We start from the raw sequence: 16,871 nt of genomic DNA, 5'->3' as shown, positions 1-16,871 counted from the left end.
TCTGTTTTCAGTATAGGGTAGAAAATATACTAAGGATAATAAAATAGATTTTTCAAAATAATTATTTTGTAGCAGCTCTATTTATAAAGAACCAATAAAAAAGCCACTGTCTTAAAGATGCAGTGGCTTTTTAAAATTTGGCGTCCCTACGGGGATTCGAACCCCGGTTACCGCCGTGAAAGGGCGATGTCCTAGGCCTCTAGACGATAGGGACTTCTTGAGGTGGGTGTATATTAGGGCTCTGTCACCAAAGTGTCAAGAAGATGAGGAGACAGTTTGTTCAAAATATAGCAAAACAGTTCAGCAGTTTTTTGCGTATCGTATAAAGCAGAGTGTGCTTCTTTACCATCAAACTCGATGCCAGCTTGAATACATGCACGTGCTAACACAGTTTGACCAAACATCACTGCGCTCAAAGTCACAGTATCAAATACCGAAAAGCTATGAAAGGGATTCTGATTTTTTGTACCAGATCGAGCAATTGCAGCTTGTAAAAAACCTAAGTCAAAGTGAGCATTATGTCCTACCAATACTGCATGAGTACAATGCTGTGCTTTTCGGACTTCCGTGAGTGATTTGAAAATACGACGTAAAGCTGTTCGCTCATCTTCGGCCATCGCTACACGCATCGGATTAAAAGGATCAATTCCAATGAAGTCTAATGAGCGACGATCTAAGTTTGCACCTTCAAAAGGATTGATGTGTGCATGGAATGATGGGCCAGGTATGAACTGACCTTGCTCATCATAGACAATCGGGATACAAGCAATTTCAAGTAATGCATCAGTTTGAGAATTAAAACCTGCTGTTTCAACATCAACAACAACAGGTAAGAATCCACGAAAACGCTGACCAATCACAGGAGCTTTGTTTTCTTCTTGTGTCACACTTTTCTCCATTGCAGTGTTTTACCTGCATGAAGTGGAATGATTTTTTGATCTTCTAGATAATCAAAAGATTCAGCAACTGTATTTTCTTCTTTTACCAAAGTGATTGTTGAAGTATTACGCGGTAAGCCATAGAAGTCAGCACCGAACATACTTGCGAAACCTTCTAAGCGTTCTAACTTACCCACTTGATCAAAGGCTTGTGCATACAATTCGATTGCATTTGGCGCACTGTAGCAACCCGCACAACCACATGCATTCTCTTTGGCATTCTGGGCATGTGGTGCACTGTCAGTACCTAAGAAGAATTTTGGATTACCACTAGTTGCAACTTCTAATAATGTGGTTTGATGTGTTTGACGCTTTAAAATTGGCAAACAATAGAAGTGAGGTTTCACACCACCGACCAACATGTCATTACGATTGAAGAGCAAATGTTGCGGTGTAATCGTTGCGGCAACATTACGATCTTGTTCAAGTACAAAATTTGCAGCGTCACTTGTCGTAATATGTTCTAACACAACTTTTAATTTTGGGAACTGTTTTAATAACGGAGACAAAATTTCATCTAAGAATCTTTTTTCACGATCAAAAATATCGACATGATTGTGAGTAACCTCACCATGTAACAATAACGGGACTTGGTGTTCTTCAAGTTGTTCAATCACGGCATAAACTTTACGAATATCGCTAACGCCATTATCTGAATTTGTCGTTGCGCCAGCGGGGTAGAGTTTGATCGCATTTACATATTCAGATTCTTTAATTTTAAGAACTTCTTGAGGGGAAGTGAAATCTGTAAAATAAAGCACCATACGTGGGTCAAAGTGAAGTCCTTCGGGAACATGAGCGAGAATACGATCTCGATATGCCAAAGCTTCTTCTACAGTTTTGACTGGTGGAACCAAGTTCGGCATACAGATCGCACGTGCAAATTGTTTCGCAAGATCTGGAACAGTACGTTTTAAAGCTAATCCATCACGCAAGTGGGCGTGCCAATCATCTGGCTGTAAAAGTGTAATCGTATTCAAGGCGTACTTCAGGCTTAAAAATAATATAAATAATAATGCATATAGTGCGAAAATGGTAACTACAATTATGGATAAGTGGTTACGTAAAGCACATGAAAATATAAGAAATTGTGTTATTTTTATGTTGGACAAGAATACAGTATTATAAGAAGAGTGAAAGGGATGGAAAATCAATATGATATTAAGCAGTTATGTAAAGAAAAAGAAGATCTAGAACAGTTAGTCATTACACAGTCTAGAACCAAGAAAACACAGAAAAATTTGCCGACCCAACTCGAAAATGAGTTTTGGCAATTTAATATTGATCGAACTAGAATTAATGCGATTCAGTTCTTTGGTCAAGGGGTGATTACGTATACGATTTTTGTACTTTTGATTTTACCATCAAACTTATTGGTTATTCGAACAAGTACTCACTTTCTATTAGATCTTATATATAGCATTCTTAGTTTGGTTGTGGTGGGTGTTGCATTATTTTCATTTTGGGCATTTTCCCGTTTTAGACGGCTTAACCCATTATTTTATCCTGCAACCTGTGTGATTGTGTTTTGCACAATTCTTTTTCCATCTTTATTGATGATGAGTATTTCTAATGCAGTGTTGCAAAGCCAGGCGATGGTGTTGATTGCATTCTTATATATGCTAGGTTTTATTTTGAGTGGGATTAAACCCAAACATATGTTATGGATTGGTTCTTCAGCAGCAATTGTGATCTTATTGTCGTTATACTTTCTCAAAGTACCCTGTGATTTTTTAATGTTAGGGCGTACGTTTATAGGAAGTCTATTGTTGGGTTTTTCGATTAGTGTAATGCTCAGCTCTAAGGAAAGAAAATTATTTCTAAAAACGAAAATAGCTGAAATTGATGAAAAAATTTTGCGGTTCCAAGCATCTGAGCTTCTACATTTAAGCCAACATGATGAGTTAACCAAGGTCTCAAATAGACGCACTTTTGAAGAAATGTTTAGTTATTACTATGAACTCGCATGTAAAGAAAGTAAGGCAATGTCAGTATTATTTATAGATATTGATTATTTTAAAAACTATAACGATTTTTATGGTCATCAGATGGGAGATCAAGTTATTTCCGCGATTGCGAAAACGATTAAAAGCTCAATTCGGCACATGGATTTCATTGCACGTTATGGGGGCGAGGAATTTGTTGTGCTTTTACCAGAAACATCTGCTCAAGGTGCATATGCTGTAGCAACCAATATCTATCGAGCGATTGATCGGCAGATGATTCCGCATGAAAAATCATTAGTTTCTAATCATGTGACCATTAGTTTGGGTATTACGGTGTTTAATGGCAATCCTAAAACTAGTCAAGATTCGGTGATTCATACTGCGGATAAAGCGCTATATAGAGCGAAACAACTTGGACGTAACCAAATCTATTATCAACCCTTGCCCAGTGTCGAATAAAAGAAAGCGTGATAAAAAAACCGAATACTGATGGTATTCGGTTTTTTATTGAATAATCTAAATTATTCTAAGAACTTTACAGTAACGCCAGAACGTACTTTTCCACCTAAATCATTTGCATCCCAGTTGGTTAAACGGATACAACCATGCGATGCTGTCTTCGAAATCAAAGAAGGATTCGGTGTCCCATGAATCCCAAAAGATCGCTTGCTTAAACCGATCCAAATATTACCAACTGGTGCGTTTGGACCAGGTGGTAACATGAGCGGTTTAAGGTTATTGCCTTGAACGAAATTTGAAGGTGAATAACTGTAGTATGGATTTTTAGTCACTCCTACAACCTTATACGTACCCGTTGGAGATGGTGTATCAGAACTACCAATTGTCGCAGGAAATGACGCGATCATTTGATTACGACTATTGAATAAATAAAGTTGACGAGCACCTTTATGTGCCACAATTAAATGAATATCTTCTGGCAAATCATTGCGCACATTGGCAACAATAATTTTTTCGCCTGCTTTTTTGAACGTTGCAGTTGGATTTAGTTTTTTGAGGAAACCTTCATCCATATGAAACTTTTCACCCAACATTTCTGTTACGCGTGTGTAATACAAACCTTTCATTTTTGCTTGTAGTGCATAGTCAGCAGGAATTGAATCCGCATATGGACCTTTTAAGTCCGCATCCGTGATCGTGTATTCAATATATGTTGGTTTGTTTTGTTGAGCGACTAAAGCATCCCAAGTTTCTTTAGTCAATTGACCTGTTGGTGTAAGGCCATTCATTTGTTGAAATGAAGCAATTGCTTTTAGTGTATTTTTACCATTTGAGCCATCAATTGCACCAGGTGAAGCATGAGCATTATTGAGCATCACATGTGCACGTGCATATACAGGAAATTGACCTTTACCAATATTTTCATACCAGTCAGCTGTATTCAAACTGTCTAAAGTCCATGAAACTTTGACAGCTGGTGCTGTTGTAGTCGTGGTATCGGGTGCATTTTCCAGTTTTTGAGATATTGCTGAAGCAGCTCCCGTATTGACTTGTGGCTCAGAAGCAGCTTGAACAGCAACACTTGATGCGGATTGAGCCATTACACTCGATGCAGCAGAACGCTCGATAGATAATGGGTCAATAGGATCTTGAACTGGAGCTGAGATTTTTTTTGGATTTAATGGTTGCTCAGTTGTTGGGGCAGCAAAAGCAACATTAGCAAGAATACAACTTAAACTCATAGCGAGTAATGAGCGAACAAACATGTAATTCAACCTTAAGAATTATTCATATTGAGATATAAGATATTGCAAGTATTACAGAAAATAGAACAGCTTGCAGTAGCAGTTTTGTGTCCAAGTAAAAAAAATAGTTGAAGTCTGATTTGTTGTATGGGTTTTCAATTATAAATTCGAGGTTAACTTTGCTATGATGCACTCAACATGAAAAAATTTAGAGATTGGTAATGACAACGTTGAAAAATGATCGTTTTTTACGAGCTTTATTACGTGAACCTGTAGACACCACACCCGTTTGGATGATGCGTCAAGCAGGGCGTTATTTACCAGAATATCGTGAAACTCGTGCTCAGGCAGGCGATTTCTTATCTCTATGTAAAAATACTGAATTTGCCTGCGAAGTAACATTACAACCGTTACGCCGCTATGAGCTTGATGCTGCGATTTTATTTTCTGATATTTTGACTATACCTGATGCTTTAGGTCTGGGTTTGTATTTTGAAACAGGTGAAGGACCAAAGTTTCATAAAACAGTGCGCACTGAACAAGATGTGGCGAATTTACCTAAACTAAATTCTAAATCAGATCTAGCTTATGTCATGAATGCAGTTTCAACGATTCGATCTGCTTTAAATGGACAAGTGCCGCTGATTGGTTTTTCGGGCAGCCCTTGGACCTTAGCAACCTATATGGTTGAAGGTGGTTCAAGTAAAGAATTCCGCTTCATTAAGAATATGATGTATGCGCAACCTGAAGTGTTACATGCCTTACTTGATCATCTTGCTGATTCAGTGATTGATTATCTGAATGCACAAATTGATGCAGGTGCTCAAGCGATTCAAATTTTTGATAGCTGGGGCGGTGCGCTAGCGCATAGAGAATATGTTGAATTCTCATTGAATTATATGACCAAGATTATTGCAGGATTACAACGTGAAAAAGATGGTCGACGTATTCCGATTATTGTGTTCACGAAAGGTGGCGGTCAGTGGTTGGAGACGATGCTGACCACAGGTGCGGATGCGTTTGGTCTAGATTGGACTACACCGCTTTATACTGCACGTGATGTGGTTGCAGGGCGTGCTGCTTTACAAGGGAATTTAGATCCTGCTGTGCTTTATGGTTCAGCTGCTTCAATTGAAAAATCTGTGAAAGCGATGTTGGATGATGCGTATGCAAATGGTGAGAAAACAGGGTATATCGCAAACTTAGGTCATGGCATTACCCAATGGGTTGATCCTGCCCAACCTAAGATTTTTGTCGATACTGTACATGAATACAGCGCAAAATATTTAGGTTGATATTGAGCATATTTCAAGACTAAACACGCTAGGATTCATTTTGTGCAGTTGATCGTATTATCCCTAAATTTCATGACTAAGGCAGCTTCGGCTGCCTTATTTGGGTTGTTGCTTTTGATTGCATTTGCAGTCACCGCACCGATGGGAAGTCATGAATATTGGGGCTTTTTTCGTTACGATTATTTGTTATTTTATGCGCTGATTATTCAAACCTGTCTAATTTATTTAAAGCTCGAGTCATGGGCCGAAGCGAAAGTGATTGCTTTATTCCACATCATGGCGATGGGAATGGAAATATTTTTGACCCATCCAGCGATTGCCTCATGGCAATATCCTCAACCAGCCATATTTAAATTACTGACTGTGCCATTGTTTGCAGGGTTTATGTATTCAGCAGTGGGTAGTTTTTTTGCTCGTTCTTTGCGACTCTATAATGTTTCATTCGAGAATTTGCCGAATTTTGGCAATATGCTGTGTTTGGCAGTGTTGTCTTACCTTAACTTTATGAGCAAGTTTTTTATTCCTGATATTCGTCTTGCGCTATTTATTTGGAGCATCGTAATTTTTTGGAAAACTCGGCTTTATTTTCAGTTGCAGCAACATCGTTTTAAAGTGCCTATGCTACCGATTTTATTGTTGCTTGCTTTTTTGATTTGGATTGCAGAGAACATCAGTACTTTCTATAAAATTTGGCTTTATCCAAGCCAAGTTGATGCTTGGCATATGGTGGGTTGGGGCAAGTTAGGTTCTTGGTATCTATTATTACTTTTAAGTTTAGTCTTGGTTTTAAAAATATTAGGTGTGCGGGATAAAAATGGATCTTGGCGATTGCGCTAAAAGATTATAGTCGTGCAAATGGAGCTTTTATTGAGCTCCTTTTTGTTATAAATATTTCATATATATTTCAAAATTTATTTGCTAAAAAAGTTTAACCTCGTTATGTTAATCTTTGTGTAAGAACAATTACACAGCACAATAGTGATAACAAATAGTTAAAAATAATTGAGACTGGAGACATTTCTTATGTTAAAAAAAATTGCATTAGCAGCTTTGCTAGCAGCTGGCTCAAGTGTTGCAATGGCTGATAATGATGTTGGTTGCGGTGCTGGTACACAAATTTGGGCAGGTCAAAAAGGTATTGCACCTAAAATCCTTGCAGCAACAACCAATGGAATTTTTACCAACCAATTATTAGGGATTACGTTCGGTACTTTAGGATGCCGTCAAGGTGGTACAGTAACGGCTCAAGTTGTGACATTTACCAATGAAAATGCAGAGTCTTTAGCGCGTGATATGGCAGTTGGTCAAGGCGAAAGTTTAAATGTACTTGCCGAATTAATGCAAATTAAAGCCAACGACAAAGCTCGCTTCTTTGCTGTGTCTAAAGCAAACTTTGCTGAAATTTATTCAAGCAAAAATACAAACTCACTTCAAGTTTTAGATGCTTTACAAAGCGTGATGGCAAAAGACGCTGTGCTTAAAGCATACGTTTAATTTGTTGCACGATAAAACCCTGTCTTAATGGCAGGGTTTTCTTATACTTATTCTGATTATTTTTAAAAATTGCGATTGAATGAAATTAGCTACTTTTGTATTTACATCTTTGATATGTCATTTTACATATGCCTCGGTTGAATCTGATTTACAAAAGTATTTAGACCTTGCTCAACAAAAACAATTAGATCATCAAACCACATGGCAACGCTTGATGTATGCCGATCAAAAACAAAACAGCGAAGTCACTTATGCTGGTTATTTTTATGCCAAAGACGGCAAAACAAATTTAAAGAGTGAATTACAAGCAAATATTAAAGCCTTGTTTCTTGAAGCCCCAGATAACCAATCCATCCGTTGTAAGTTTCCTGCACGTAGTCGTTGGTTAATGCAACAACTCGATATTGATGTACAACAACTTCCAAAAGTAAATTGTGTTGAATTTAACGATTGGATCAATCAAATCAAGCCGCATAAAGCCACTTTGGTTTATGCCACTGACTTTATGGGCAATCCGAGTTCGATGTTTGGGCATACTTTGCTGCGTCTAGATCCTAAAGATCAGAAACAACTCAATCTAGTGTCCTATGCCGTGAACTATGCTGCCACAGTGAAAGGTGATGATAACTGGTCCTATGCATGGAAGGGCTTAACAGGACAGTATCCCGGTGAATATTCACTAATGCCGTATTATCGTAAAGTAAAAGAGTATGGTGATTTTGAAAGCCGTGATCTATGGGAATATGAGCTCAATTTAACACCTGAAGAAACTCGTTTTTTGGTTGAACATATTTGGGAAATGCAGCATGTGAGTTTTCCCTATTATTTTGTCAGTGATAACTGTGCTTACCGTTTACTCGGTTTAATTGATTTAGTACGTCCAAATTTAAATTTAAAACAGCAGTTTAACTATGCTGCCATTCCAATTGAAACCTTGAAGGCTGTCGATCAACAAGACTTAGTGAAAGAAGTCGTGTATCGACCAGCTTTGGAAACCCAATTACTTGCTCAAGCCAAGCAGCATGGTACAGCTTTAGCCAAAGTTGCTCATCAGGTTGCCTTTACCGAGACAGATCAGGTTCAACCCATTTTAAAAGCATATCAACCACAAGATCAGGCCAAAATTTTAGAAATGGCTTACGATGATTTATATCTACAATATATCAGCCGTCAAGTTGATGCCAATATTGCTCAGCCAAAATTAAGACAGCTTCTTGCTGAAAGAAGTCAGATTGAAGTTGAAAAGCAACGCCAACAACCAGAGCGTCCAAAAATGCAGCCTGTAGAAGGGCATCATGCACGTAATTTGTCAGTGAATGTGGGTGAGGTGCAAGGACAAAAGTTTGTGGAGCTGGGTCATCGTCAGGCTTATCACGATTTGATTGATCCACAAGGAGGTTATCGCACAGGCACACAATTACTATTTTTAGATGGTAGTCTGCAATATCGTGATGACAAGCTCAAGCTCGAACATTTAGATCTATTGTCAGTGAATTCTTATAATCCAGTTCAACCTTTTAAATCGCCGTCAACTTGGGGATTTAATCTAGGTTGGAAACAGGAAGCCATTGAAAATGGGCAGTTGAGTGAAGATGAGCAACATGGCGTGATGAATCTAAATATGCAAGTTGGTTATAGCGTGGCAGATTATGATCGTCGACATCTGTGTTATGCCCAACTACAAAGCCATATTCAAGGCGGTAAAAATTTAGATAAAGGCTGGCGTGTTGGAGTTGGGCCGACTGTAGGCTGTATGAACGTATGGTCTGATAATATTAATAGTGTGGTGCAAGTTGAACTGCCGTATTGGCAAGATCATAACCAGTGGAATTTAAGAGTCGGTACACAGCTACAATATAGTGTGAATACAAATCATGCTCTGCGTCTGAATTTGGATTTTGAACAACAAGATCATAAAGACTGGAATAAAGTAGGTTTAGGCTATGTTCTGTTTTTTTAGATAAGATATCACTAGGATCAGGCTAATTTCCAGTATCTAGACTTCAACGATGACATAGTATTTTTTAACTGCTTCAACGACTTCAAATGTACCGACAAATGCGGGTGGGATAATCCCTGCATTTCCAGCAGTCACTTCAATAAAAGAATGAGTTTTTGCATCATGGATACGGACAATTCCTTCAATCACTTGAAAGAACTCTTGTTTATTGTCAGCGAATTGAATATTCCAAGCACCAATTTCACATTTCCAAATACCGCAGTCCATATGTGGATGTTCATATAAGCTATAGGTGAGACGTTCAGGATTACCTCGAACCAGACGATCGGGACGAGGGTAATCAATATTTGCTTCATTTACGATTAAATCGCCGAAACCTGCTAACTGAACTGATGACATTCTAATTGCTCAGCTTAATAGCTTTCAGGAACAGCACTTAAAAACTCACGACGTGCATCTTTATCCGTTTTAAAATCACCCACAAAAGAAACTGTACGTGTCGTTGATTCTTGTTTGCCGACACCGCGCATCATCATACACATATGGGCTGAATCAATCACAACCGCAACACCACGTGCCTGAGTCACTTCTGCAACTGCTTCTGCAATTTGCTGTGTTAAGTTTTCTTGAATTTGCAAACGACGCGCAAACATTTCTGTAATACGTGCAAATTTAGATAAACCTAAAACTTGACCTTCAGGTAAATAAGCAATATGGACACGACCATAAAAAGGGAGAAGGTGATGTTCACAAAGCGAATAAAACTCGATATTTTTGACCAATACCATTTCGTGGTTATCGGATGGGAAAACCGCACTATTTGTAACTTCTTCAAGGGTTTTGCTATAACCAGAAGTTAAAAAAGAAAAAGCTTTAGCCGCACGCATAGGCGTATCTTTTAAGCCTGGGCGATTTAGATCTTCACCAACGGCAGTTAAAATATTTGCGTACGATTGCTGCATAGACATAACAATGTTCACTTAGGTGGGTTGAACAAAACGGGAATTGTATCAGAAAACGACTCAAAAACTTAATTTTGAACCAAATGCCGATTATTGTTTGTGCTTTGGGTTCTTTTCTGCACGTTTTAAGAGCACTAAAACAGCACCAGTACCCCCTTGATTGTCAGGTGCGCTGACAAATGCAAGTACATCACGATGTTGTCTAAGCCAGCCATTGACATAGGTTTTTAAAATGGCTTCAGGTCCTTTACCGTGAACAATTTTGATGACATTTTGATTTTCATCTTTTGCCATTTGAATGATCTGTAGAACGGCTGCTCGGGCTTGTTCAACGGTACAGCCATGTAAATCGACTGCTTCAAACCAACGAGTTTTACCTGTTTTTAAATCTTCAAAGACTTTGTGCTGCAAGGTTGCAATGCGATAGCTTAAAGTCGCTTGGCTTGCCACTGGATTTAAGATCGCTTGAGTATCCGAAATTTCTGTAAGCTCTTGCTCAGTACCACCTTCGGCTGCTGCGCGTTTTGCTAAAGTTTGGGCATCAACTTTTTTGCGACGTGTGACTTTGGTGTCTGCAATATTTTGATTGTCGATAGGTTTTACCCCAAGTAGGGCTTTTTTAAAAAGCTCAGTATCTTCCAACTCTTCATTGATAGCCTGAGTTTTTTTTGCCTCAACTTGTTTTGCAATAGCGCTAGATTGAGGGTTAGAGATTTGCTTTTTAAAGGCTTTCAGTAAGTTAAACTGATCTTTAGAAAGCGAGGAATCATGTTTACTCATAATTTTTAAGAAAATATGCAAGATACGAGAGAGATGGAAAAATTATAGTCCGAAACCGTGATGATTTGAACTGAATTGCATTCATGGAGCGATATGAGCTTTAAAGTGATGATAAATGCTTCAAAGTATTGATGGGATAAATTGATTTAGTTTCTTTATCCATTATCTACGGAAGCTACGTTTGTAATTTTTCATTTATTAAGAGGGAGTTAGAATCCTTATAATTCGTGATTGGTTTAAGCCTTTATTTTTTAAACGGTCGTACAGTTCAAAGCAAATATGTTGGTTAACTTGAACACGGGGTAAAGTATCATCGAAGTCAAAATAACGAATATAACCAGATTGATCCATCACAATTGCAAGGCGCTCGAAGTGACCTCTCCGTTTCTGAAAAGTTTTATATTGTTCTACTACACCGCATTCTTCAGATTTAATAAATGTATCTACAGGGGAAAAGTACATTCCGCTGCTAATAAAGATGACTCCAGGAATTAAAATAAAGAAATAAAATACTCTTGGATTTTTGAACTTCTGAATTTTTTGATAGCAATAGAGATGACTATAAATTGGAAAGCTAACTAAAAAGATCAGCCCTAGAATTAATAAAAAATTACTCATGTTTTTTCATCAGTCTTTAATCGTTGATTAATCTATTGGTATTTTCTAACTCTAATTTTTATTCTTTATTAAGAACTTATATTTAGTTCTAGCATCATTTAAAAGGTTCAAGGCAAAATTTTACCTTGAACCTCATAAATTTAAACCTGTTCAGTTTTTCCAAACAACTCACCAAACGCTTGATCTGGACGGGGCTGTTTCATAAAGCTTTCACCAACAAGGAACGTATGAATATCATTGGCTTGCATCATTTCTACATCAGCAGGCGTTGCAATACCACTTTCAGTAACCAATACACGCGAAGCAGGTAACAATTTCTTTAAACGTAATGAAGTATTTAAATCAACATCAAAGGTCTTAAGATTGCGGTTATTCACGCCTAGAATACATTGCTCAGAAAGCTTTAATGCACGTTCCAATTCATATTCATCATGCACTTCAACCAACACATCAAGTTGATGCTCAAATGCAGTTTTCGACATTTCCTCAAGCTGTTGATCTGATAAACATGCCACGATCAATAAAATACAATCTGCATGCAGCGCACGTGCTTCAACAACATTATAAGGATCAACCAAGAAATCTTTGCGCAACGCAGGTAGGCCACAGTGATTACGTGCGATTGCAATATTTTCATCCGCACCTTGGAAGAAATCCACATCTGTTAATACAGACAAGCAAGCAGCACCTGCTTGTTCATATTGCTGTGCAATTTCAGCAGGATTGAAATCTGCTCGGATCACACCTTTAGAAGGTGACGCTTTTTTAATTTCAGCAATAACGGCTGGACGTTTATGTTGTAAAGCCTTGGCAAAACCACGAACAGGTGTTGCTTCTTTTGCCCACTGTTCAACATCATACAAACTACGTTGTTTTAAACGTGCTGCAAGCTCCTCATGTTTGCGGTCAACAATTTTACCTAAAATGGTATTTTGAATATCGATCATGAGAAGTCCTTAGTCTGCCTGAGATTGTTTTAATGTCTTGGTAAATTCAGCCAAGATACTCATTTTTTCTAAAGCTTGTCCGCCATAAAGAATATCTTGAGCGAACTCAACTGCTTGCTTGTAAGTCTTGGTGATACCAGCAACATAAATACCCGCACCTGCATTCAGTGCAATCATGTTTGCTGCTTTTTCACCAATATCTGATTTATCTCGGCTTAAAGCATCTTTGATTAGCTTTAAGCTTTCTTCTGAACTGTTGACCACTAAGCCAGTTAGTGTTTGAGATGGAATGCCTACATCATCTGGTGTCAAAGTCCATTCAGTAATTTCGCCATCTTTCAGTTCAGCAACTGTGGTTGGTGCTGCAAGACTGATCTCATCTAAACCATCTTTAGAGTGTACAACCAGTACATGCACTGCACCCAACTGCTTTAATACTTCAGCGATAGGGCGGCATAACTCATCTGAAAATACCCCGATCACAAAACGATTCACACCAGCAGGATTTGTTAATGGGCCAAGTAGATTGAAAATACTACGAATCCCTAACTCACGACGAGGTGCGACTGCATAACGCATGGCTTTATGATGATTTGGTGCAAATAGGAAACCTACACCCATTTCACGGATGCAGCGTTCGGTTTGTTGCATATCTAAATCAAGCTGAATTCCCATTTGTTCGAGTACATCGGATGAACCTGACTTACTCGACACACCACGGTTACCATGTTTGGCGATGGTTGCACCAGCAGCAGCTATAACGAAACTTGAAGCTGTAGAGACGTTAAATAAATTCTGACCATCTCCACCTGTGCCGACAATATCAACCAAGTGAGGAATATCACTCACATCAATTTTAATTGCAAACTCACGCATAATGCGTGCTGCTGCAGTGATTTCATCAATACTTTCACCTTTCATGCGCAAGCCCATCATTAACGCACCGATTTGTGCATCAGTTGCTTCGCCCTGCATAATGCTACGCATGACATCTTCCATTTGTGGCTGGGTAAGATGAATGTTTTTGGTAATGTGATTAAGAGCCTGTTGGATATTCATAGTCATGAGTTACAGCATTAATGATTAAAATTCTTAAGTGAAGTGGGTTAAAAAAGAAGAAGGACTTGGTTTTGTGAGAAAGGCTCACTTGCTAATCGACTATGTTAGCAGAAAATAGTCTCAGTTTTATGTTTGTGCTTAGATTTTAATTTAAATAGCTAGGTAGAGTGGTTCTTAATCTTTTCTAATCATGATCTGTATAAAATTAAAAGCCAATCATCGAATCGAATGATTGGCTTTGATTGAAACAATATTTGATTAATCGTTATTGATGCTGTTTCTAAGCCCAAGTATTTGGCTTGTTGCCACACCAGCAGTCATAGAGCCATTTACATTTAAAGCCGTACGGCCCATATCAATTAAAGGTTCAATTGAGATAAGTAGAGCGACCAATGTGACTGGCAGCCCCATTGCTGGTAATACAATTAAAGCAGCAAAAGTTGCACCGCCACCAACACCTGCGACACCGATTGAACTCAGTGTAACGATTGTCACCAGTTGCGCTATCCATAAAGGATCAAGAGGATTAATTCCTACTGTAGGCGCTACCATAACCGCAAGCATAGCTGGGTATAAACCAGCACAACCATTTTGACCTATTGTTGCTCCAAATGATGCTGAAAAACTGGCGATGCCTTCTGGAACACCTAATTGTTTATGTTGTGTTTCAATGTTGAGAGGAATGCTTGCTGCACTTGAGCGGCTTGTAAATGCAAAAGTAAGTACAGGAAAAACTTTTTTGAAAAACTCAATTGGGTTGACACGAACGAATAATAAAATTAGCCCATGTACAATAAACATAACGGCAAGACCGAGATAAGAAGCGACTAGAAACTCACCTAGCTTAACAATGTCAGCAAGGTTTGCAGTTGCGACCATTTTCGCCATGAGTGCTAATACACCATAAGGCGTAAATTGCATCACTAAACGCACTAAGCCAATAATCAAGGCTTGTAATGCTTCGATACCATGTCGAATTCTCTCACCATTGATCGGGTCTTTATCCATCAATTTTAATGCTGCAACACCTAAAAAAGCTGAGAAAATCACCACACTAATGATTGATGTTGGTCGTATACCTGTTAAATCTGCAAAAGGGTTTTGTGGCAATAAAGAGAGAAGTAGTTTAGGTATATCTAGGTTCGTGACTTGACCAATGTAATCGCTTTGAATTGCAGCAAGGCGCGCAGTTTCTTTAGTGCCTTGGACTAAGCCCTCGGCAGTCAGACCAAATAAGTTAGTAATACTAATTCCGACAAAAGCAGCAATTGCTGTGGTAACCAGTAAAATACCAATAACAAATACGCTGATTTTACCTAAAGAGGTGGTTTGATGGAGTTTGACGACCGCACTTAAAATGGAGATAAAAATAAGTGGCATGATCACCATTTGTAAAAGTTGAACATAACCATTACCGATGAGATTGAACCATGTAACAGATTGTTCAATAATTGCACTTTTGCTGTAAATCGCTTTAAGACTTAAACCATAAATAATACCTACGATCATACCGATCAGTACTTTTTTAGAAAGACTCCAATCTTGTCGGTAACTAAAAAACAATCCTGCAATCAGCAAGAAAAAAACAATAATATTCAATAAAACTAAGATATTCACAATAGGTTATCCTGATTGATATTTCAGGGGGAGATCTCTAGAAAATAATGATTCAGATTCTATCATTCAGCACCCATGAAGCTTAATCATTCCTATGACTATACTTAATCTAAAAAATTAAAAAGGAATTCTAGAACTGAAAAAATGAGGATGAATTTCTTCTTCTGAAATACATGAAAAATATTTTAATTTTTTAAAAAGAATGATTTGCTTTGAATTAAATTTTTAAGTCTTGATTTTAATGCTGAAAAAATAATCAGTGTGTATGAGTTATATAGTGATTTTATATGTTCAAAATAAAAACAGCCTATTATACAAATAAGCTGTTTTTAAATAAAACTTAGTAATTAAGCGTAAATATCTAAGAAGTTTTTAAAAATTTGATGACCATGTTCGCTCAAAATAGATTCGGGGTGGAATTGAACACCTTCAACAGGAAGTTTTTTATGTTTCACGCCCATAATTTCTTCAATTGTGCCATCTGTTTGGTTCGTCCAGCACGTCACCTCTAGACATTCTGGCAACGTTTCTTGCTCAATTACCAATGAGTGGTAACGTGTAGCAGCAAACGGGGAAGGTAAGTGACTAAAAATTCCTTTGTCACTGTGATGCATATCAGATAAACGACCATGCATAACCGTTTTAGCGCGGATAATCTTGCCACCAAATGCCTGTCCAATCGCTTGATGTCCAAGACAGACACCCAATAAAGGAATTTTACCCGCAAAATGGTTAATTGCAGGAATAGAAATTCCTGCTTCACTTGGTGAGCATGGACCTGGACCAATTACCAAGTATTTAGGCTGCCATCGTTCAATATCTTCTAATGTGACTTGATCATTACGAACAACTTTTACTTCTTGATTCAACTCGCCAAAATATTGAACGATGTTGTAAGTAAAACTGTCATAGTTGTCAATCATTAAAAGCATGATTATAACCTTTTGAAAATACGCACTTTATTGTGCTTTTGCTTTTGATAAACCTATCTAAAAACGATATTCCTTTCGCGCTATATGCGTCGTAAAGGCATTTCTTAGATATAGAGGACAATAATCATAACAAAAACAAATGATCAATGTTGAATATTTCGTTTAATAGATGTTTTGATGGATTTATAAACCGAGGATATAAAGAACCATAGAAACAGATAATAAATTTCATAAATTGAATGACTTGGGTGAAAATATACAAAGTGAACCAAAAGTCTAAATGAATTGATTGGAATGAAGTTAAAAAGAATGATATAAAAAGCCAATTTATGCTAACTAGTGATGGTGTGCTTTTGCACTACATTAGTTCTCTGTTATATGTTTTGCACCACTTTGGTTCGTTATGTCTATTTTGGGGACTAGCTGGGATCGGAATGTTTAAATATGGTGCATTTGTGAAAGCAAACATTATAGTGGACATAGGACATGGAGCTTAAAGCATTTTTTCTGCAAAGAATTTCAATGTTTTAGGTATGCTTTAAAATTGTTGGTATGATAATTGCTAATTATATATCAACAACTAACACGCACTTAACAAGTGCATAAAAATTTCATTGGAG

16 protein-coding genes and 1 tRNA gene are annotated in these 16,871 nt (G+C 37.7%); 5 read left to right on the top strand and 12 right to left on the bottom strand.

Annotated elements, in window-relative coordinates; all coding sequences use genetic code 11:
* Nucleotides 1-138: 138 nt before the first annotated feature.
* The 3 genes from O1450_RS10585 to pyrC all read right to left on the bottom strand — a co-directional run bounded on the left by O1450_RS10585 (nucleotide 139) and on the right by pyrC (nucleotide 1,918).
* Nucleotides 139-214: transfer RNA gene (locus O1450_RS10585), tRNA-Glu, on the bottom strand.
* Between the two features lie 19 nt (nucleotides 215-233).
* On the bottom strand, nucleotides 234-899 hold the full coding sequence (gene rnt / locus O1450_RS10580) for a ribonuclease T (protein WP_269228374.1): 666 nt from the start codon (nucleotides 897-899) through the stop codon (nucleotides 234-236).
* Nucleotides 884-1,918 (bottom strand): dihydroorotase, encoded by a 1,035-nt coding sequence (gene pyrC / locus O1450_RS10575; RefSeq protein WP_034602647.1) that lies wholly within the window; start codon nucleotides 1,916-1,918, stop codon nucleotides 884-886. The genes rnt and pyrC overlap by 16 nt, the downstream gene beginning before the upstream one ends.
* Before the next feature lie 162 nt (nucleotides 1,919-2,080).
* Between pyrC and O1450_RS10570 the strand changes: the two genes are divergently transcribed.
* Nucleotides 2,081-3,343: a GGDEF domain-containing protein gene (locus tag O1450_RS10570; protein WP_269228373.1), complete on the top strand. Its 1,263-nt coding sequence runs from the start codon at nucleotides 2,081-2,083 to the stop codon at nucleotides 3,341-3,343.
* Between the two features lie 62 nt (nucleotides 3,344-3,405).
* On the opposite strand, the gene O1450_RS10565 is transcribed toward O1450_RS10570, so the two are convergent.
* Complete coding sequence (locus O1450_RS10565) at nucleotides 3,406-4,608, bottom strand: L,D-transpeptidase family protein (protein ID WP_269228372.1); 1,203 nt, start codon at nucleotides 4,606-4,608, stop codon at nucleotides 3,406-3,408.
* Between the two features lie 200 nt (nucleotides 4,609-4,808).
* On the opposite strand from O1450_RS10565, the gene hemE reads away from it, so the two are divergent.
* From hemE to O1450_RS10545, 4 genes are all read left to right on the top strand, one after another.
* Nucleotides 4,809-5,882, top strand: a complete 1,074-nt coding sequence (gene hemE / locus O1450_RS10560; protein ID WP_269228371.1) for a uroporphyrinogen decarboxylase — start codon at nucleotides 4,809-4,811, stop codon at nucleotides 5,880-5,882.
* Nucleotides 5,883-5,954: 72 nt separating this feature from the next.
* Nucleotides 5,955-6,719, top strand: coding sequence for a DUF817 family protein (locus O1450_RS10555; protein WP_420002356.1), 765 nt, complete (start codon nucleotides 5,955-5,957; stop codon nucleotides 6,717-6,719).
* 186 nt (nucleotides 6,720-6,905) lie between these two features.
* Entirely contained in the window at nucleotides 6,906-7,376 is a 471-nt protein-coding gene (locus O1450_RS10550) for a DUF3015 family protein (protein WP_004663119.1), read from the top strand.
* Nucleotides 7,377-7,455: 79 nt separating this feature from the next.
* The gene (locus O1450_RS10545) at nucleotides 7,456-9,336 is read left to right on the top strand and encodes an Lnb N-terminal periplasmic domain-containing protein (protein WP_269228369.1); all 1,881 of its coding nucleotides are present in this window, start codon (nucleotides 7,456-7,458) and stop codon (nucleotides 9,334-9,336) included.
* Nucleotides 9,337-9,372: 36 nt separating this feature from the next.
* On the opposite strand, the gene O1450_RS10540 is transcribed toward O1450_RS10545, so the two are convergent.
* The 8 genes from O1450_RS10540 to O1450_RS10505 all read right to left on the bottom strand — a co-directional run bounded on the left by O1450_RS10540 (nucleotide 9,373) and on the right by O1450_RS10505 (nucleotide 16,251).
* Nucleotides 9,373-9,735, bottom strand: a complete 363-nt coding sequence (locus O1450_RS10540; protein WP_269228368.1) for a cupin domain-containing protein — start codon at nucleotides 9,733-9,735, stop codon at nucleotides 9,373-9,375.
* A 14-nt stretch (nucleotides 9,736-9,749) separates the two neighbouring features.
* Nucleotides 9,750-10,298, bottom strand: a complete 549-nt coding sequence (gene folE / locus O1450_RS10535) for a GTP cyclohydrolase I FolE (RefSeq protein WP_017397502.1) — start codon at nucleotides 10,296-10,298, stop codon at nucleotides 9,750-9,752.
* Nucleotides 10,299-10,388: 90 nt separating this feature from the next.
* A complete protein-coding gene (locus O1450_RS10530; RefSeq protein ID WP_269228367.1) occupies nucleotides 10,389-11,078 on the bottom strand; it encodes a Smr/MutS family protein in 690 nt (229 codons plus the stop codon).
* 198 nt (nucleotides 11,079-11,276) lie between these two features.
* Nucleotides 11,277-11,696, bottom strand: a complete 420-nt coding sequence (locus O1450_RS10525) for a hypothetical protein (protein WP_269228366.1) — start codon at nucleotides 11,694-11,696, stop codon at nucleotides 11,277-11,279.
* A 140-nt stretch (nucleotides 11,697-11,836) separates the two neighbouring features.
* On the bottom strand, nucleotides 11,837-12,643 hold the full coding sequence (gene trpC / locus O1450_RS10520) for an indole-3-glycerol phosphate synthase TrpC (RefSeq protein ID WP_269228365.1): 807 nt from the start codon (nucleotides 12,641-12,643) through the stop codon (nucleotides 11,837-11,839).
* A 9-nt stretch (nucleotides 12,644-12,652) separates the two neighbouring features.
* Nucleotides 12,653-13,702, bottom strand: a complete 1,050-nt coding sequence (gene trpD / locus O1450_RS10515) for an anthranilate phosphoribosyltransferase (RefSeq protein WP_042862535.1) — start codon at nucleotides 13,700-13,702, stop codon at nucleotides 12,653-12,655.
* 258 nt (nucleotides 13,703-13,960) lie between these two features.
* Entirely contained in the window at nucleotides 13,961-15,319 is a 1,359-nt protein-coding gene (locus O1450_RS10510; protein WP_269228364.1) for an L-cystine transporter, read from the bottom strand.
* A 347-nt stretch (nucleotides 15,320-15,666) separates the two neighbouring features.
* Entirely contained in the window at nucleotides 15,667-16,251 is a 585-nt protein-coding gene (locus O1450_RS10505; protein WP_269228363.1) for an aminodeoxychorismate/anthranilate synthase component II, read from the bottom strand.
* Between the last annotated feature and the right edge of the window lie 620 nt (nucleotides 16,252-16,871).

This window comes from Acinetobacter sp. TR11 (assembly GCF_027105035.1).
In the GTDB taxonomy this organism is placed as follows: domain Bacteria; phylum Pseudomonadota; class Gammaproteobacteria; order Pseudomonadales; family Moraxellaceae; genus Acinetobacter.
Note: the sequence above shows the minus strand (reverse complement) of the source record. Positions and strands in the feature narration are given on the sequence as shown.